Source organism: Streptomyces hebeiensis, assembly GCF_052983195.1.
On record NZ_CM129812.1, the window covers coordinates 6,821,653 to 6,840,338 of the forward strand.

Here is an 18,686-nt window from a genome sequence, read left to right on the forward strand (position 1 = left end):
CGTCCGCGCGCGGTCAGTTTCCCGGCGTGTCCGGTCCCGTCCCGCGTACCTCCTCCAGGGTCGTGTCGCGCAGTTCCCCGTCGAGCAGCAGCCAGCGGGTGACACCGATCGATTCCAGGAACGGCAGGTCGTGGCTCGCCACGATCAGCGCGCCCTCGTACGCCTCCAGCGCCGCCGTCAGCCGCCGCACACTCGCCATGTCCAGGTTGTTGGTGGGCTCGTCCAGCATCAGCAGCTTCGGCGCCGGTTCGGCGAGCAGCAGGGCGGCCAGCGAGGCGCGGAACCGCTCGCCGCCGGACAGGGTGCCGGTCGGCTGATCGGCCCGCGCCCCCCGGAACAGGAAGCGGGCCAGCCGCGCCCTGATCATGTTGTTCGTGGCCGCGGGGGCGAACCGCGCGACGTTCTCCACCACGCTCAGCGTGTCGTCGAGCACATCGAGCCGCTGGGGGAGGAAGCGCAGCGGCACATGGGCCGTCGCCTCGCCGGACTCCGGTCCCAGCTCGCCCGCGACCGTGCGCAGCAGCGTGGTCTTGCCCGCCCCGTTGCGGCCCACCAGGGCGACGCGCTCCGGGCCGTGGAGCGCGAACTCGCCCTTGACCTCGGCCCCGTAGCGCAGCCGCAACTCGCGCAGCGTGAGCACGCTCCGGCCGGGGTGGACGACGGTGTGCGGCAGTTCGACACGGATCTCGTCGTCGTCCCGGACCGCCTCCACGGCCTCGTCGAGCCGCTCCCTGGCCTCCGCCAGCCGTTCGGTGTGCAGGATGCGGTGTTTGCCGGCGGACTCCTGGGCGGCGCGCTTGCGGGCACCCATCACGATCTTGGGTTCCCGCTTGCTGTCCTGCATTTTCTGCCCATAGCGCTTGCGCTTCGCCAACTTCACCTGCGCGTCCGCGAGTTCCCGCTTCTGCCGCTGCACGTCGGCCTCCGCGACGCGCACCATCCGCTCGGCCGCCTCCTGCTCCTGGGCCAGGGCCTCCTCGTACGCGGAGTAGTTGCCGCCGTACCAGCGCACCTGGCCGTCGCGCAGGTCGGCGATCTGGTCCACCCGCTCCAGCAGTTCCCGGTCGTGGCTGACCACGACCATCACCCCGGACCAGGAGGCGACCGCCGCGTACAGCCGTCGCCGCGCGTGCAGGTCGAGGTTGTTGGTGGGCTCGTCCAGCAGCAGGACGTCCGGCCGGGCCAGCAGCAGTGACGCCAGCCGGAGCAGGACGCACTCGCCCCCCGACATCTCGCCGACGGTCCGGTCGAGGCCGAGGTGCCCGAGGCCGAGCTGGTCCAGGGTGGCGCGGGCGCGTTCCTCGACGTCCCAGTCGTCACCGACGGCGGTGAAGTGGTGTTCGCTCGCGTCGCCCGCCTCGATGGCGTGCAGGGCGGCCCGCGTCGCGGCGATGCCGAGTGCCTGGTCCACCCGCAGGTCCGTGTCGAGCACCACGGTCTGGGGAAGATGACCGATCTCGCCGTTACGGCCGATCTTTCCCCCGGTCGGGGTGAGTTCGCCCGCGAACAGCCGCAACAGGGTGGATTTCCCACAGCCGTTGCGTCCGACGATCCCGGTCCTGCCGGGGCCGACGGCCAACTGGAAACCGTCGAAGACGGGGGTCCCGTCCGGCCAGGCGAACGAGAGGGAGGTACAGGTGAGGTGAGGGGCGGATCGATCCATAAGGGTCTCCGGTTGCTGCGCGCGCGAGATCGCGCGGGCGGGATGTTCGGGGCAACGGATGGAGACACCGTGACGCGAACGACGACGGGCCGGACGACCGCCGTACCCGCGGGGAGCGGGATACGGGCGTGAGGATCAGCGCGGCCCCGGTGAGGGGGCCCGGTCGGGCAGAGCGGGACGGCTCGGCGGCCGAGGTCGCACACGGGCGCACGGGTACGCGAATTCGCACTTGCGTTTCGCGGTGGAAAACCGTGCGGCACGGTGTCTCGGACCTCAGACGAGCAACGTCCTACTCCAATCGACGACAACAGGACCGTCGTAGACGCTACGAGGCGGTCCCGGGTCCGTCAACGGAATATCGGGCCGGGCCCCGGCGGGGGAGGGGCGCCGGTCGGTGAGGGCCCCGGCCGGGAGGGGCCGGGGCCGGCCGGACCGTCAGCAGGCGTCGCGCAGCAGCTCCACCAGATCGTGGTCCAGATCCAGGTAGAGGTGCTCGTGCCCCACCGGTACGAGGTCCTGGGAGCGCTCCAGGAAGGCCCTCAGCTCGGCGGTGCGCAGATGGACCATGGCGGTGCCCTCGGGGGCGCGGAACTCCATGACCGTACGGCCGTACCCGAACGGGCGGACCCGCACGTCGCCGACACCGGCCGGTTCGCCCAGCCCCGTCGACAGCAGCTCGCGGGAGAACTCCCAGGTCACTTCCGTGCCCTCCAGCGTCGCCGGCGGCGGGAAGGCCATGCGCACGGTGAACGGGTCGGACCGGTCGTACCGCAGCGTCGCGTGCACGGTCTCCGCCCGGGGGACGGACGCGACCAGCCGGGCCTGAACAGCCTGTTCAATGACGGGCGCCATGGCCTGCTCCCCTTCGACGGACCGATCGGTCAACTTCTACCGGGTAAGGACGGCGGAGAGGCCCCGGACGTGCTCCGAAAACCGCGTGAGTTGTATCACCCGTCCGGCGGACGACAGACGCCGCGCGCCGCTTTGTGGCGGTGGTCGGCGCCGTGCTATGGGCGGTCCCGGGGCAGCGGAGGCCGCCGTCCGGGCCCGGGTTCCCGGGCAGCGGAGGCCCCTGTACGGTTCCTGGGCCGCCCGGCCCGGTCCGGGCCGTGGGCTGCCGGAGGCGGGGGCGCGATGCGCGGACCGCTTTGAGCTGGAACCCTCCGACGCGCAAGGCACGTCGCTGACGCCGGAGTACGGTGCGTGGAACTCCGGCTCTGGGAGCTCTGTCGTCCGCGGCCCGGTTCTGTACGTGGCCAAGGGGTCATATCGGCCCGAGAACTTTGCCAGGGTTGAGAATCCCGGCCGGGTCGAGAGCACGCTTCACCGCGCGATGCATCTCCATGACGGCCGGGCCGAGTTCACGGGTGAGGCCGGGCCGCTTGAGCAGTCCCACACCGTGCTCACCAGTCACCGTCCCACCCAATTCAAGGGCGTCCGCGATGATGTCGTCGAACGCCGCGCGGGCCCGGACCTGGGCCGCCGCGTCACCGTGTTCCGTCACAAGCAGCGGATGCAAGTTGCCGTCGCCGACGTGCGCGATGTTGGCGATGGTGATCCGGTGCCTCTGCGCGGTCCGGTCGATGCGGGCCAGCATCTCCGCCACCTCACCGATGGGCACACAGACGTCCTCCGTGAGCACCGGCCCCAGCCGCTCGAGCGCGGGGAAGGCCAGCCGGCGGGCCGCGAAGAGCATCTCGGCCTCTTCCTCCGTCTCCGACCGGTCCGCCCAAGTAGAGCCGGCCCCGCGGAAGCAGTCGACCATCCGGCGGGCGCCCTCCTCGGCGGCGCGGCCATCATCGTCGAAACGGGCCAGGAGGACCACGTCCGCCTCGGCGGAGAGCCCCATGTTCTTCCAGGCGTCGACCGCGCGCAGACAGTGCCGGTCGACGAGTTCCAGCGCGGCCGGCCGCAGCCCGGCGGCAGCCGTCGCACGCACCGCGTCACCGGCCTGCCCGACGCTGTCGAAGTAGCCGACGGCGGTCACGCCGACCGGAGGCAGGCGTCGCAGCCGGACCGTGATCTCGGTGACGACACCAAGAGTGCCCTCGGCACCCACCATGAGGCCCACGAGGTCGTAGCCGGCGACCCCCTTCGACGTACGGCGCCCGAGCCGGACCACCTCGCCGGTGCCGGTCACGACCTCCAAACCGAGGACATGGTCGCGAGTGACGCCGTACTTGACGCAGCACACTCCGCCGGCGTTCGTCGCGACATTTCCTCCCATGGTCGACCAGGGCGAACTAGCGGGGTCAGGCGGGTACCACAGGCCGAGCGCCGCTACATGGGCGCGCAGGTCGTCGTTGACCACACCGGGCTGCACGACGGCGAGGCGCTCCAGCTCGTCGACCTCCAGCACCCGATCCATGCCGTCCAGCGCGAGGATCACGCCGCCTTCGACGGCATTGGCGCCCCCCGACAATCCAGTACCGGCGCCGCGTGCGACCAACGGGACTCCTTGCTCCAGGCACGCACGAACCACGGTCCGGACCTCGTCGGTGCTCTTGGCGCGCACGACGGCCACCGCTCGGCCAACAGGCGCCCATACCGCCTGGTCGTGGGAGAGACCGGCGACGATGTCCGGATCAGTCACCACCCGGCCGGCGGGCAGCCGTCGCCTGAGTGCTTCCGCGATACCCCCGGCAGGGGGCGTCGTGCTGACGAAGTCCCGCTCGGCCACCCGCACACCTCCGGAGTAGTTGACTCATATGAATGCGACATTGGTGGCACCACGCCGCACGCGTACCGGTCGGGTGCGGCGTGGTGCCAGGCACCCGGGGCGGCGGCACCGGCCGGGAGCGCCGCCACCCGGCGCGGCGGTCAGACAGAGCCGCGGCGTCCAGGCTTACCGGGCACGGCAGGTCCTGAGGTAGCTGAGGAACGATGCCTGCAGTCCCGTCACGTGCGTTTCGTGCATGAGTGCGCTGGTGACGGATCCGCCGCGGGAGGTGAGGCGGTGAAGGAACGTGGCCGCGTTCTTCGCGAGATTCTGGTAGACCGCCATGTCTCCGAGGAGCTCTCGGTCGTTGAAGGTCACGTGAAGCTTGGTAGCGGGCAGGGTGTCACCCATTGCCTGAAGACGAGCGAAGACCTGACTTTCTGCGTTGACAATGCCGGGGCTGCCCGCGCCGATGCTCTCGAAGAAGGTGCTCTTGGTGAGCCAGGCGTAGAGGCTGAAGAGTCCGCCGTAGGAGTAGCCGAAGAGGCCGTGCCCGCTCGGGGCGGTGCCGTAGTCGCGTTCGATCCGCGGGTGCAGGTCGTCGGTGAGGAAGTTCAGGAACATGTCCCCGCGGCTGTCGCGCAATTCAGCGAGGAGGGCGTCGGCCTGCTCGCGAGTCGTCGTGCCCGCTTCGACCCCCATCTCCACCGCGTCGATGTACTCCTTCGCGATGGGTTCGCCGGGGGGCACCAGGTCGCGGTTGCGCAGCCGCTCCCAGTGCTCCGCTTCCTCACCCGCGTAACCCACGCTGACTTGGATGTAGGGCTGGATCGACTGCAGGGGGTCCAGTTGCGTGACGATGAGCGGGGCGGTCAGGCCCACGGCCCAGTTGCCGTCGAGCACGTACACGACGGGTGCTTGCGCCGCGGCAGGGTCGTAGTTCGGTGGGGTGGTGACCCAGACGCCGTAGTCGTGCCCACCGCTGGAGCGCGTCTCGAAGTAGTCGGTGTGGGCGAGGCAGCCCTGCCACATGGTGCTCATCTGAGGTCCTTCACGATTTCGCCGGCCTGGATGACGAGGACGGCGTTGGTGGGGTCGGAGAACAGTTCCGGGTCTTCGAGAGGGTTGCCGTTCCAGAGAACGAGGTCTGCCCGCGCGCCGGGAGTGATGACCCCCACCTGGCCGGACAGGCCGAGGATCTCGGCGTTGGTCCGGGTCGCCGCCACGAGCGCTTCCATCGGCGTCTCGAGGGCCGCGCGCAGGGTGAGTTCTTTGCCGCGACGGTCCTGGGCCGGACCGATGAGATCGGAACCCAGCCCGATCCGTACTCCTGCGTGCTTGGCGACAGCGAGCGCCTTCGTCATCTGCTCACGTACGCCCTTGGCCCGGTCGCGGGTCGACTCGGCGAGACCGGCTCCGGCGGTGTCGTGCAGCAGTTGCTCGACGACGGCGAACGTGGGCACGAGGGCAACCTCGCGAGCGGCCATCAGGGTCGCTGTGGATTCGTCGAGGCTGGTGCCGTGCTCGACACAGCGCGCCCCGGCCTCGACCGCGTTTCGTATGCCCTCGTTGTTGTGGGCGTGAACGGTCACATAGGTGTTCCGTGCCGCGGCTTCCTGGACTGCGACAGCGATCTCCTCGACGGTGAACTGGGTGTCGGTCAGTCGATCATGCGCGCCCACCACTCCGCCGGTCACGCAGAGCTTCAGGAAGGAGGCTCCGCGACGGAAGGCTTCGCGGACGTTGTGTCGCAGCTCGTCCGCGTTGCCCGCCATCATGGAGAGGACGCACAGGCCCGGGATGTGGTGGCTGCTCCACAGCTCGGTGGGTTCCCATTCGGCTCCGTAGTAGCCGTGCCCGCCTATCTGGCACTGAACAGGTCCGCACGACAGGACGCGCGGCCCTCTGACCTTGCCCTTCGCGATCGCGGTGACGACACCGCCGTCGATCCCGCCGGTGTCGCGAACGGTGGTGAAGCCGGCGTCGAGCGTCGCGCCGGCCGTGGCGAAGATGTCCGCCGCGATCTCGGCGGCGCTTATCCGAAACGAGAAGTGCGGCTGGATCGGGCTCGACAGGCCCAGATGGACGTGAGCGTCGATCAGGCCGGGGGTCATCGTCAATCCCTCGGCGTCGAGACGCTCACCGTGCGCGCTGGAGGCGCCGAGTCGGGTGATGCGGCCGTTCTCGATGGTGATGTCGAGGTTGCTGGGATCGCGCCCCGATCCGTCGATGACCGCCGCGCCGACTACATGAGCAGGTCCCATAGTCGATCCTCCGCCGTTGCGAGCTGACCGCGGCCATGTGTGAAGCGACACGGAACCGCCCATCCGTCTTTTCCAATGGATAAACTGTGGGGGTGGTCCTGTCAACCTCGGAACGCAAGGGCAGCGCGCGCGAGCGACTCCTGGCGCGGCTTCTCGACGCCTTCGGCGAGGACCTTCCCCCGCCCCGCCGGAGATGTCGCTCCCACGTGACAGCTGGGCATCGGCGCACACGGGCCTCCGCGCCGCCAGAGGACCGTCTGGTCCGACAACGAGAAGGTGGTTGGAACATGGCTGAGAGCACAGACGCTGTCGTCGTCGGGGCCGGGGTGATCGGATCCTCCATCGCTCTCGAACTGGTGCGGAGCGGTCTGCGGGTCGTCGTGGTCGACAAGTTCGGCGGCGCGGGCAACGGCTCCACCAGCGCCTCGAGCGCCGTGATCCGCTTCACCTATCCCACGATCGCGGGCGTCAATGCCGCTTGGGAGTCCCGTCACTGCTGGGAAGCATGGCGCGACCATCTCCAAGCACCCGCCAGTGAACCCCTCGCAGCGTTCAACCGCTGCGGCGTCACCATGCTGGACGTGGACTTCGCACCCCGCGGCATGTTCACGCGACACTTCGACAAGGTCGGTGTGCCGTACGAAAAATGGGGTGCGCGAGAGCTGTCCAGGCGGTTGCCCGCCGTGGACACCGGCCGGTACTTCCCGCCCCGCCCCGTGGATGACGACGAGTTCTTCGCCGACGCGTCCGCTCGGCTCGGTGCTCTCCACACCCCCGACGGGGGCTTTGTCGACGACCCGCGACTCGCCGCGCACAACCTTGCTACGGCGGCCCAGCGGCACGGAGCCGCCTTCCGATGGAATACCCCCGTCACCGCGGTGATGCGGCGCGGGGGACGCGTGCGCGGGGTGCGCCTCAAGGATGGAACCGAACTGTACGCAGGGGTGGTCGTCAACGCGGCCGGCCCATGGTCGGGACAGCTGAACCGGCTCGCCGAAGTGGGCGGCGACTTCACCGTCGGTCTGCGACCGCTGCGCCAGGAGGTGCACCACGTAGCGGCGCCCGCCGGCTACCACGACGCCGGCGGCGACGGGCGCGCACCGGTGCTTGTCGATATGGACCTCGGCACGTATATACGGCCCGAGGGCAGGGAGTTCCTGCTCGTCGGCGGTACGGAACCCGAGTGCGACCCGCTGGAATGGCTCGACGATCCGGACGACGGGAGTCCCACCCCGACCGTGTCGCTGTTCAGGACGCAGGTGACGCGGGCGGCTCGCCGACTGCCCGGCCTGCGCGTTCCCAACAAGCCTCGTGGTGTGGCAGGCGTATACGACGTGGCCGACGACTGGACCCCCGTATACGACCGAACCGAACTCGCCGGCTTCTACGTGGCCATAGGCACCAGCGGCAATCAGTTCAAGAACGCCCCTCTGGTGGGCCGCCTCATGACCACCCTGATCCACGGTGTCGAAGGCGGGCACGACCACGACCGGAGCGCGCTCACGCACACCTGTGAACACACCGGCCAAACCATCGACCTCGGTGCGTTCTCACGCCGACGTCGGCCGGCCCCGTCCACGGGCACAGTCCTCGGCTGATGTCGGCCGCTGAGCCGGGTTCCCCGTCGAAGAGGATGGCTTGTACCCGGCGGTCACTTCGACGCAAAGGTGGCCGCGGTGCGGGACCAGGGCGGCTAGTGCCGCGACCGGCAAGGTTTGCCCGTCAAGGAGCGGCGTCCGGTGCGTGTGATCGCAAGGCGGGCAGAAGTCCATGTAGCGGAGCTACCTGGGCTTGTGGCCAACGCGGCGAGCGCGCGTGCCGGGCGTCGCGACGGGGCAAACGTTGCCGGGAGGGGCACTAGGGTGATCGTCACCATGCGGACCACGAGAACCACGAGGGCGACGAGGACACCGGCCGACGAGGCCGAGGCACGTGCCATCCAGGACGAGTTGCGCGGGCATGTGGTGCTGGACGAGGCCGGTCCACCGCCCGGCACCGGCCTGGTGACCGGGGTGGACGTGGCGTACGACGACGAGCGTGACCTCGTCGCCGCGGCGGCCGTGGTGCTCGACGCGGCCACCCTCGCCGTGGTCGACCGGGCCACCGCCGTCGGCCGGGTCACCTTCCCCTACGTCCCCGGGCTGCTCGCCTTCCGGGAGGCCCCGACCGTCCTGGCCGCCCTCGACGCGCTGGGCTCGGACCCCGGGCTCCTGGTCTGCGACGGCTACGGGCGCGCGCACCCGCGCCGCTTCGGGCTCGCCGCTCACCTCGGTGTCGTCACCGGCCTGCCCGCGATCGGCGTGGCGAAGAATCCATTCACGTTCACCTACGAGCAGCCGGGCAGCCGGCGTGGCGACTTCTCGCCGCTGGTCGCCGAGGACGGCGAGGAGGTGGGCCGTGCCGTGCGCACGAGGGACGGCGTCAAGCCCGTCTTCGTCTCGGTCGGTCATCGCGTCGATCTCGACACCGCCTGCGCGCACACCCTCCGGTTGGCCCGCGAACACCGCCTGCCGGAGACCACCCGCCGGGCCGACGCGCTCTGTCGCCGGGCGCTGCGCGAGGCCACCGCGGACTGACGAGCGGGCAGCGCGCCGTCCCCGGACACCCGACGGCCCGCCTCGTCTGTCATCGCCCGCCGTCCCGCCTCGGGCCGCGGCGAGGAGGAAGAACGAAGCCATGGCGATGTGCGCCGGGGTGGTCCTGTGGCTGCACTGCCGTGAGGACGCGGCCGTGCCCGAGGCGCTGGCCTGGGTGGCGCCGAGGCCGCGGCCGCCGCGGGACCGAGCTGAGTATGTGTACGGATACCGATACCCCATGCCGATGGGCAGGCTGGTCATATGACGAACTACCGCGCTGTTTCCAGGTCCGCCGGCTCACCTCAGGGGCGGGGCATGACGACCTTCCTGATGCTGTCCGGCGTCATCGGCCTGGCCTGGTGCGCCGCGATGGTCTGCACGATCGCCGTCTGGGCGTTCGGCTGACCGACCGGGCCGGTCGATCCGGCCGGCTCGGCCCGACCGGCCGGCTCGGCGTAGGAGCCCGGCCCGGCGCTCCGCCCGGGGGCGGGCCGACGCGGCGGCGCTCACCGCGTGTCCGCCACGCGGAAGCGCAGGCCCGCCGCCCTGAGCCGGTCGAGCAGCGCGTCGCCCATCGCCACCGCCGGGGTCACCTGGCCCGCCGTGGCCGGAAGGTCGTCGAAGGCCAGGCTCAGCACCGATTCGGCAAGCATCTTCGACGACTCGTCGTAGCCGGGATCACCGCCGGTGACCTCGGTGAGGACCCGGCGGCCGCCGCCCGTGCCCACGAACCGCGCCGAGAACCAGCTCGCGCGCCTGCGCGCCTCGTCCGGGCCGGTGCCGGAGGCGTACCGCCTGAGCAGGTAGTTCCGCGCCGCCGGCACGTGGGCCAGTGCCACACCGGCGCCCGCGCCCGCCCCGCCGGCCAGCGCGACGGGCAGCGACTTGACACCCGCGAAGTGGCGGTAACGGAAGTCGGGGCCGTAGCGCGGCCGGACCGCCGCCGAGCGCGTCACGACCTGCGCGTCCAGTGTCGGCAGCGGCAGCGCCCACAGTCCCGTCTCCCGGCTGAAGTGGGGGGCGCCGAGCGCGGCCCGGGTCCGGCGGCCCGGCTGCCTCGGCTCGTACAGCCGCCGCTCCCGCGCGGCCCGCACGAGCTGGGGCCCGCGGCTCAGGGCGGTCAGCGCGGACGCCAGCGTGCCGCCGGAGAAGAAGGCGTTGGTGCGGACGAAGCCGTCCACGCGCAGTGGCACGTCCTCGGGCAGCCGCTCCACGGTGAAGTACACCCCGAGGTCGGGGACGACCGCGTCGAAACCGCAGGAGTGCACCAGGCGGGCTCCCGTCTCCCGCGCCCGTACGTCGTACCGCAGGTAGACGCGGTCCGTGAACTCGGCCTCGCCGCACAGATCCGCGTAGTCCGTACCCGCTTCCGCGCAGGCGGCGACCAGCTCCTCACCGTGCCAGAGATAGGGGCCGACGGTCGTCGCGATCACCCGTGTCGATTCGGCCAGGGTCCGCAGCGAGTCCGGGTCGGCCGCGTCCGCGTGCAGCAGCGGGAGCGTGGCGCAGCCCGGGGCGATCGCGGTCAGCCGTTCCCGGAGCCGCTCCAGCCGCGCGCGGTCGCGCCCCGCGACGGCCCAGCGACAGCTCCCGGGCGCGTGCACGGCGAGGTACTCCGCGGTCAGGGCGCCGACGAAACCCGTCGCCCCGAAGAGCACGATGTCGTACGGGCGTTCCGCCCCGTTCCTGCTGGTCTTGGCCATTGCGCCGTTCCCTCCGCCGTACGCTCCGCCCGGCACGCCGGCCCACCCGCCACCGCGCCCCTGCCGGGGCCGCCACCGGGGGCCGTGGGCCGGGACAGACCTTAACCTGGCGGCACGGGCCGCGCGTACGAACGGTGCGATGCGATCCGTCGCCGAGCCCGACCGCGACCGGCGCTCCCGTCGGGCATAGGCTCGTCGGAGGGCCGGTCGGGCGCTCGGCGGTCGCCTTGTGCCGACCGCCGCACGTCCTTGACATCGCCGGCGTCACACCGGTTGTGTCACATCCGTCGGTCGTGGCGGCCGGCCCGTACCGGAAGGCACGGGCGACGCGTCGGCCACGGCGCAGGGAAGTCGAGGTCATGGGTACCACTGGGGGTCGAATGTCGGCGACGGGAAGCGGTCCGCTGACCGGTGTACGGGTGGTCGAGCTGGCCGGTATCGGGCCGGGCCCCTTCGCCGCCATGACCCTCGCCGACCTCGGGGCCGATGTCGTACGGGTCGACCGGCCGGGCGGCGCGGGGCTCGGCATCGACCCCTCGTACGACCTGACCAACCGCAACAAGCGGTCCCTCCTGGTCGACCTCAAGACCGAGGAGGGCGCGGCCCGGGTCCTCGACCTCGCGGAACGTGCCGACGTCCTCATCGAGGGCTACCGGCCCGGTGTCGCCGAGCGCCTCGGCGTCGGCCCGGAGGACTGCCTCGCCCGCAACCCGCGCCTGGTGTACGGGCGCATGACCGGCTGGGGCCAGGACGGCCCGCTCGCCCACCGGGCGGGACACGACATCGGCTACATCGCCGTCACCGGTGCCCTGTCCATGATCGGGAAGGCGGACGAACCGCCCGCCCTGCCGGCGAACCTGCTCGGCGACTACGCGGGCGGCGCGCTCTACCTCGTCATCGGGGTGCTCGCCGCACTCCAGCACGCCCGCACGCCCAACGGCGCCGGACAGGTCGTGGACGCCGCGATCGTGGACGGCACGAGCCACCTCACCACCATGATCCACGCCATGATGGGTGCGGGCGGCTGGCAGGACCGGCGCGGGGCCAACCTGCTGGACGGCGGCAGTCCCTTCTACGGCTCGTACGAGACGGCCGACGGGCAGTACATGGCGGTCGGCGCGCTGGAGAAGCGGTTCTACGACGAATTCGTCCGGCTGCTCGGCATCGCCGACGAACTCCCCTCGCGAAACGACTTCGACCGCTGGGACGATCTGCGCGAGGCCGTCGCCGCCCGGTTCCTGACCAGGACCCGGCAGGAGTGGACGGAGATCTTCGAGGGGTCCGACGCCTGTGTCGCGCCCGTCCTGTCGCTGCGCGAGGCGCCCGGACATCCGCACCTCGCCGCGCGCGCCACCTTCACCGACCACGCGGGCCTCACCCAGCCCGCGCCCGCGCCCCGGTTCTCCGCCACCCCCGCGTCGGTCCGCCGTCCGCCCCCGCGACCGGGCGCCGACGCCGACGAGATCGCGCGGGACTGGGAGCTGCCGCCACGGGCCATGCGGTCCGCGCCGCCCGCGCCGTCCGCGCCACCCACGCGGCTGGCACCCCCCGTACAGCAGCCCGCCCCGCAGTCCTCTCAGTCCTCCCGGCCGCGTCCGTCCGACTGAGCCGCCGAGGCCCCCCGCGTGCCCACCGATCCGTCGAAACGTCGAAAGGCAGCCCGCGTTGAGTACCGAAGCATTCGTCTACGACGCGATCCGCACCCCGCGCGGGCGGGGCAAGGCGAACGGCGCCCTGCACGGCACCAAGCCCATCGATCTCGTCGTCGGCCTGATCCATGAGATGCTCCGCCGCTTCCCGGACCTCGACCCGGCGGCCGTCGACGACATCGTCCTCGGCGTCGTCAGCCCGCTCGGTGACCAGGGCTCCGACATCGCCCGGATCGCGGCCGTGGCGGCCGGGCTGCCCGACTCCGTCGCCGGCGTCCAGGAGAACCGCTTCTGCGCCTCCGGCCTGGAAGCCGTCAACCTGGCCGCCGCCAAGGTCCGTTCCGGCTGGGAGGACCTCGTCCTGGCGGGCGGCGTCGAATCGATGTCCCGGGTGCCCATGGGGTCCGACGGCGGTGCCTGGGCGATGGACCCGATGACCAACTTCGCCACCGGCTACGCCCCGCAGGGCATCGGAGCCGACCTGATCGCCACGCTGGGCGGCTTCGGCCGCCGCGACGTGGACGAGTTCGCCGCGCTCTCCCAGGAACGGGCCGCGACCGCCCGGAAGGAGGGCCGCTTCGCCCGTTCCGTCGTCCCCGTCCTCGACCGCAACGGCCTGACGGTGCTCGACCACGACGAGCACCCGCGCCCCGGCACGACCGCGGACTCGCTGGCCGCGCTCAAGCCGTCGTTCGCGGCCATCGGCGAGAAGGGCGGGTTCGACGCCGTCGTCCTCCAGAAGTACCACTGGGTCGAGAAGATCGACCACGTCCATCACGCGGGCAACTCCTCCGGCATCGTGGACGGTGCCGCGCTCGTCGCGATCGGCTCCCGCGAGACCGGCGAGCGCTACGGACTGACGCCCCGGGCGCGGATCGTCTCCGCCGCCGTCTCCGGCTCCGAGCCGACCATCATGCTCACCGGCCCCGCGCCCGCCAGCCGCAAGGCCCTCGCCAAGGCCGGGCTGACCATCGACGACATCGACCTGGTGGAGATCAACGAGGCGTTCGCGGCGGTCGTCCTGCACTACGCGGCGGAGATGGGCCTGTCCCTGGACAAGGTCAACGTCAACGGTGGCGCCATCGCGCTCGGCCATCCCCTGGGAGCCACCGGCGCGATGATCCTCGGCACGCTGGTGGACGAGCTGGAACGCCAGGACAAGCGGTACGGCCTGGTCACGCTCTGCGTCGGCGGCGGGATGGGAGTCGCCACCGTCGTGGAACGCCTGTGACCGCCTCCGGCCGTTCCCGTCCCCTCCCTCCTCGTCTCCCCTCTCCCCCCTTCTCATCTCCTCTCACGCGGCCTTACGGAGCAGCAGCATGAGCGAGTCCACCACCCCGGTGCCCCCGGTGCCCGCGGCATCCCCGGCGATCCGCTGGGAGCGGGACGGAACCGGCGTCGTCACCCTGGTCCTGGACGATCCGCGACAGTCCGCCAACACCATGAACCAGGAGTTCCGGGCGGCCCTCACGGCCGTCGCCGACCGTGCCGAGACCGAGAAGGACGGTATCCGCGGGATCATCGTCACCTCCGCCAAGAAGACGTTCTTCGCCGGCGGCGACCTGAAGGACATGATCCGGCTCGGCCCCGAGGACGCCCGTGCGGTCTTCGACACCGGCATGGCCGTCAAACGGGCGCTGCGCCGGATCGAGACCCTGGGCAAGCCGGTCGTGGCGGCCCTCAACGGGTCCGCCCTCGGCGGCGGTTACGAGATCGCCCTCGCCTGCCACCACCGCATCGCCCTCGACGCCCCCGGATCCACCGTCGGCCTGCCGGAGGTCACGCTCGGGCTGCTGCCCGCAGGCGGCGGGGTGACCCGTGCCGTACGGCTCCTGGGTATCGCCGACGCGCTGCTCACGGTGCTGCTCGACGGCACGCGGTACCCGCCGCGGCGCGCGCTGGAGCACGGCCTGGTCCACCAGGTCGCCGCCACCCGGGAGGAGATGCTCGACGCCGCCCGCGCGTTCATCGACGCCCATCCGGAGTCCTGGCAGCCGTGGGACGTCGAGGGCCACCGGATCCCCGGCGGTACGCCCGCCGCACCGCGCCTCGCCGCCGAACTCGCGGCCTTCCCCGCCCGGCTGGAGCAGCGGATCGCGGGCGCCCCCTACCCCGCTCCGCGGGCGATCCTGGCGGCGGCCGTCGAGGGCGCGCAGGTCGACTTCGAGACCGCGCAGACCATCGAGGCCCGGTACTTCACCGAGCTGGTCACAGGGCAGATCGCCAAGAACATGACGCAGGCCTTCTTCTTCGACCTCCAGGCCGTCGACTCCGGTGCGAGCAGGCCCCGGTCCGTCGCGCCGCGCGAGGTGCGCAAGGTCGCGGTCCTCGGCGCGGGGACGATGGGCGCGGGTATCGCGTACGCCTGCGCCCGCGCCGGACTCGACGTCGTCCTCAAGGACGTCTCCCGGGAGGCCGCCGAGAACGGCAGGGCGTACTCCGCGCGGCTCCTGGCGAAGGCGATCGCCCGGGGCCGTACGACCGAGAGCGAGCGCGACGCGCTGCTCGCCCGGATCACGCCGGCCGACGGCACCGCCGAACTCGCCGGGTGCGACGTGGTGATCGAGGCGGTCTTCGAGGACGCGGCCCTCAAACGCGAGGTCTTCCAGGACATCCAGGACACCGTCGCGCCGGACGCGCTGCTCTGCTCCAACACCTCGACGCTGCCCGTCACCGGACTGGCCGAGGCCGTCGACCGGCCCGCCGACTTCCTCGGGCTGCACTTCTTCTCGCCCGTCGACAAGATGCCGCTGGTCGAGATCGTCCGGGGCGGGCGGACCGGGGACGAGGCGGTGGCCCGCGCCTTCGACCTGGTGCGCGCCCTCGGGAAGACCCCCGTCGTCGTGGGCGACGCGCGCGGCTTCTTCACCTCCCGGGTGATCGGCCGGTTCCTCGACGAGGGCGTGGCGATGGTCGGTGAGGGCATCGAGCCGGCGTCGGTCGAACAGGCCGCGGCCCAGGCCGGCTATCCAACCAAGGTCCTCGCCCTGATGGACGAGTTGACGCTCACGCTGCCGCGCCGGATCCGTCAGGAGGCGCGGCGGGCGGCCGAGGAGACCGGCGGGGCCCGGCCCGGCCATCCGGCGGACGCGGTCGTCGACCGGATGGTGGACGAGTTCGGACGCACGGGGCGGGCCGGCGGGGCGGGCTTCTACGAGTACGGCGAGGACGGCGCGCGCCTGCGGCTGTGGCCCGGCCTGCGCGAGCACTTCGGCCGGCCGGAGGGAGGGGCCCCGGCGGTGCCGTTCGCCGACATGAAGGAGCGGATGCTCTTCGCGGAGGCGCTGGAGGCCGTGCGCTGCCTGGAGGAGAACGTCGTCTTCTCGGTCGCGGACGCCAACGTCGCCTCCCTCCTGGGGATCGGCTTCCCGGGCTGGACGGGGGGAGTGCTCCAGTACGTCAACGGCTACGAGGGCGGACCGTCCGGATTCGTCGCGCGTGCCCGGAAGCTGGCGGAGCGGTACGGGGAGCGGTTCACGCCGCCCGCCCTGCTGCTGGAGAAGGCGCGCCATGGGGAGACGTTCAGGGACGGGTAGCGGCGGCGCGCGGCGGGGCGGGCCCGGGATCAGGCCGCGCGTGGCTCGCCGCGCACCGGAGACGACGGTGTGACGGCGCTCGACGCCGACCCGCCCGCCCGGCTGACAACGGTGCGCGACATCGGCGAAATGTGGACGTGTGTGCGGCTCGGGCCCGCTCATAGGATCATGCTCATGCGCGTACTCTTCGCCTCGACCGGCGGCTCAGGTCACTTCCAGCCCCTCATCCCGTTCATCGACGCCTGCACCGCGCGGGGGGACGAGGTCCTCGTCGTCGGACCGCCGAAGCTCGAAGCGGCGCTGGCGGCCCGCGCGGAGCCCTACCGGATCGGCGGGGGGCCGTCCGACGAGGAGCTGGGCGCTGTCATCGCGGGGGTGGCGACGATGACGCCGAGGGAGCGGGAGACCACGCTCATCCGGGAGCTGTTCGGCCGGCTGGGCGCCGGCGCGCTGCTGCCCGCTGTCGAGGAGGCGTGCGACGACTGGCGGCCCGACCTGGTCCTGCACGAGGTGGGCGAGTACGCGTCGGTGATCGCCGCCGACCGCCGGGGGATCCCGCACGCCCAGATCTCGGTATCGGCGGCGGAGATGCAGGACTTCGCGCTCGGCGCGGCCACGCCCGTGCTCGAGTCGTACGCGACGGGCCTCGTGGACCGGCTGCGCGCGTCGCCGTTCGTCTCCCGCTTCCCCGGCTCGCTGGACCCGTCCCCCTTCGCCGGGACCCGGCGGTACCACGACGCCGGGGCGCCGAGCGGCGCCGGCTCGCTGCCGGACTGGTGGGAGGGGAACGACGACCCGCTGGTCTACCTGACACTGGGCACCGAGGCCGGCGGGCTGCCGGACACCGCCGCCGTGTACCGGGCGGCGCTGGAGGCCGTGGGCGGGCTGCCGGTGCGCGTACTGCTCACGGCGGGGCGGGCCACCGACGTGTCCGCGCTCGGTCCCATTCCGGCCAATGTGCGCGTCGAGGCGTGGGTCCCCCAGGCGGACGTCCTGGCGGAGGCGTCCGTCGTCCTCTGCCATGGCGGTTCGGGCACCACCTTCGGCGCGGTGGCGGCCGGCCTGCCGCTGGTGATCCTTCCGCTCTTCGCCGACCAGCCGGTGAACGCCCGGCTGGTCGGCGAGGCCGGGGCGGGCCTGGCGGTGACGCCCGCGGGGCCGGAGGAGGGATGGGCCCTGTTCGGTCCGCAGGACGTGCCGAGGATCCGCGCGGCCGTCGAGTCGGTGCTGAAGGAGCCGTCGTACCGTGCGGAGGCCGAGCGCCTGGCGGCCGAGATGCGGGGCACACCCACGGTCGCGCGGGTCCTGGCCGATCTCACCGCCGAGCTGGTGCCGGACCGGCCGTAACCGCGCGGTCGGCGACCCCGCCCGGCCCTCGTACGCCGGGTCCGGCGGGGCCGCCCGGTGTTCCCGCCGTCCGGTCGCCCGGTGTCCTTGCCGTCCGGCCGCGTGGCCGGACGGCCGGCGTCCGCGCCGCTCCCGCGACTCAGGGCCGGGCGCCGGCTCAGGCCGAGGCCCGGCGCACCAGCGTGGTCGGGGTGATCACCGACTCCGGGGCGGGCCCGCCCTCCCGCTGCCGGTCCAGACCGCGCAGCAGCAGCCGGGCCATCAGGCGCCCCTGGCCCTCGACGTCCTGGCGGACGGTGGTCAGGGGCGGGTCGGTGGTGCGGGCGACCGGGTCGATGTCGTCGAAGCCGACCAGCGCCACATCGTCCGGCACCGACCGCCCGCGCGCCTTGAGCACGCCCAGCGCGCCCGACGCCATCAGGTCGTTGGCGGCGAACACCGCGTCCAGGTCCGGACACCGCAGCAGCAGCCGCTCCATCGCCCGCGCCCCGCTCTCCTCGGTGAAGGCGCCCTCGGCGACCAGCTCCGGCTCCGCGTCGGGCAGCACGTCGCGGTAGCCGTCGAGCCGGTCGGTGGCCGAGGTCTGGTCCGGCGGGCCGCCGATGTGCGCGATCCTCCGGCGGCCCAGCCCGCACAGGTACCGCACGGCCGTCCGCGCGCCCCCGCGGTTGTCCGCGTCCACGTACGGCACGGCCTGACCGTCCGCGCCCGCGGTCCAGCCGGGCCGGCCCCCGAAGACCGTCGGCAGGCCGGCCCGGCGGACGAGCGCCGGGATCGGATCGTCCGTGTGGAGTGAGAACGCGAGCGCGCCGTCCACATGGCCGCCCGCCAGATAACGGCCGATCCGGTCGTAATCGCCCGGCCCGTCGACCAGCAGCAGCACCAACTGCGTGTCCTGGGCGGTCAGTTCCCTGCTGATGCCGCGGATCTGCTGGGAGAAGAACGGGTCGGAGAAGATCCGCACCTCCGGCTCCGCGATGATCACGCCGACGGCGCCGGTGCGCCGTGTGACCAGGCTGCGGGCCGCGTGGTTCGGTACGTACCCCAGATCCTCGACCGCCCGCCGCACCCTTTCGGCCAGCGGCCGACGCACTCCCGCACCGCCGTTGACGACCCGGGAGACCGTGGCCCGGGAGACACCGGCGCGTTCGGCGACGGCCTCCAGGGTGGGGCGCGGGGCGGGGCGGGACCCAGGGGACGGCTCGGGCACGGCAGGCGCTCCTCGTCGGCGGTCATGGCGGGGACGGCGCGGCGGCGCCCCGTCGTACGGCGGATCCCCGTCGTACGGG

General features: G+C 72.4%; 15 protein-coding genes. 8 read left to right on the plus strand and 7 right to left on the minus strand.

The features are described 5' to 3' along the window. Window positions 1–13: 13 nt before the first annotated feature. The 5 genes from ACU6P3_RS29220 to ACU6P3_RS29240 form a co-directional block, all read right to left on the minus strand. Window positions 14–1,663: an ABC-F family ATP-binding cassette domain-containing protein gene (locus ACU6P3_RS29220; RefSeq protein WP_447194839.1), complete on the minus strand. Its 1,650-nt coding sequence runs from the start codon at window positions 1,661–1,663 to the stop codon at window positions 14–16. A gap of 435 nt (window positions 1,664–2,098) precedes the next feature. Continuing rightward, the gene (gene ssgD / locus ACU6P3_RS29225) at window positions 2,099–2,515 is read right to left on the minus strand and encodes a spore wall synthesis regulator SsgD (protein ID WP_447194840.1); all 417 of its coding nucleotides are present in this window, start codon (window positions 2,513–2,515) and stop codon (window positions 2,099–2,101) included. 412 nt (window positions 2,516–2,927) lie between these two features. Next, window positions 2,928–4,298 carry an FAD-binding oxidoreductase gene (locus tag ACU6P3_RS29230; RefSeq protein ID WP_447198117.1) on the minus strand — a complete coding sequence of 457 codons (1,371 nt, stop codon included), beginning with the start codon at window positions 4,296–4,298 and terminating at the stop codon, window positions 2,928–2,930. Window positions 4,299–4,508: 210 nt separating this feature from the next. Next, on the minus strand, window positions 4,509–5,363 hold the full coding sequence (locus ACU6P3_RS29235; protein WP_447194841.1) for an alpha/beta hydrolase: 855 nt from the start codon (window positions 5,361–5,363) through the stop codon (window positions 4,509–4,511). After that, entirely contained in the window at window positions 5,360–6,586 is a 1,227-nt protein-coding gene (locus ACU6P3_RS29240) for a metal-dependent hydrolase family protein (RefSeq protein WP_447194842.1), read from the minus strand. Before ACU6P3_RS29240 ends, ACU6P3_RS29235 begins: the two co-directional genes overlap by 4 nt. Window positions 6,587–6,873: 287 nt before the next feature. Here ACU6P3_RS29240 and ACU6P3_RS29245 point away from each other — a divergent pair, with 287 nt between their 5' ends. The 4 genes from ACU6P3_RS29245 to ACU6P3_RS29260 all read left to right on the plus strand — a co-directional run bounded on the left by ACU6P3_RS29245 (window position 6,874) and on the right by ACU6P3_RS29260 (window position 9,567). Next, on the plus strand, window positions 6,874–8,184 hold the full coding sequence (locus ACU6P3_RS29245; protein ID WP_447194843.1) for an NAD(P)/FAD-dependent oxidoreductase: 1,311 nt from the start codon (window positions 6,874–6,876) through the stop codon (window positions 8,182–8,184). A gap of 276 nt (window positions 8,185–8,460) precedes the next feature. Continuing rightward, entirely contained in the window at window positions 8,461–9,162 is a 702-nt protein-coding gene (locus tag ACU6P3_RS29250) for an endonuclease V (RefSeq protein ID WP_447194844.1), read from the plus strand. A gap of 100 nt (window positions 9,163–9,262) precedes the next feature. Further along, the gene (locus ACU6P3_RS29255; RefSeq protein WP_447194845.1) at window positions 9,263–9,427 is read left to right on the plus strand and encodes a hypothetical protein; all 165 of its coding nucleotides are present in this window, start codon (window positions 9,263–9,265) and stop codon (window positions 9,425–9,427) included. 50 nt (window positions 9,428–9,477) lie between these two features. After that, on the plus strand, window positions 9,478–9,567 hold the full coding sequence (locus ACU6P3_RS29260; protein WP_425574003.1) for a hypothetical protein: 90 nt from the start codon (window positions 9,478–9,480) through the stop codon (window positions 9,565–9,567). 101 nt (window positions 9,568–9,668) lie between these two features. Here ACU6P3_RS29260 and ACU6P3_RS29265 read toward each other — a convergent pair whose 3' ends face one another. Further along, window positions 9,669–10,865, minus strand: a complete 1,197-nt coding sequence (locus ACU6P3_RS29265) for a saccharopine dehydrogenase family protein (RefSeq protein ID WP_447194846.1) — start codon at window positions 10,863–10,865, stop codon at window positions 9,669–9,671. 380 nt (window positions 10,866–11,245) lie between these two features. On the opposite strand from ACU6P3_RS29265, the gene ACU6P3_RS29270 reads away from it, so the two are divergent. From ACU6P3_RS29270 to ACU6P3_RS29285, 4 genes are all read left to right on the plus strand, one after another. After that, entirely contained in the window at window positions 11,246–12,472 is a 1,227-nt protein-coding gene (locus ACU6P3_RS29270) for a CaiB/BaiF CoA transferase family protein (RefSeq protein ID WP_447198118.1), read from the plus strand. 58 nt (window positions 12,473–12,530) lie between these two features. Next, window positions 12,531–13,745: an acetyl-CoA C-acetyltransferase gene (locus ACU6P3_RS29275; protein WP_447194847.1), complete on the plus strand. Its 1,215-nt coding sequence runs from the start codon at window positions 12,531–12,533 to the stop codon at window positions 13,743–13,745. 88 nt (window positions 13,746–13,833) lie between these two features. Then, window positions 13,834–16,050 carry a 3-hydroxyacyl-CoA dehydrogenase NAD-binding domain-containing protein gene (locus ACU6P3_RS29280; RefSeq protein ID WP_447194848.1) on the plus strand — a complete coding sequence of 739 codons (2,217 nt, stop codon included), beginning with the start codon at window positions 13,834–13,836 and terminating at the stop codon, window positions 16,048–16,050. Window positions 16,051–16,224: 174 nt separating this feature from the next. Continuing rightward, window positions 16,225–17,397 carry a glycosyltransferase gene (locus tag ACU6P3_RS29285; protein WP_447194849.1) on the plus strand — a complete coding sequence of 391 codons (1,173 nt, stop codon included), beginning with the start codon at window positions 16,225–16,227 and terminating at the stop codon, window positions 17,395–17,397. Window positions 17,398–17,554: 157 nt separating this feature from the next. Here ACU6P3_RS29285 and ACU6P3_RS29290 read toward each other — a convergent pair whose 3' ends face one another. Next, entirely contained in the window at window positions 17,555–18,607 is a 1,053-nt protein-coding gene (locus ACU6P3_RS29290; RefSeq protein ID WP_447194850.1) for a LacI family DNA-binding transcriptional regulator, read from the minus strand. Between the last annotated feature and the right edge of the window lie 79 nt (window positions 18,608–18,686).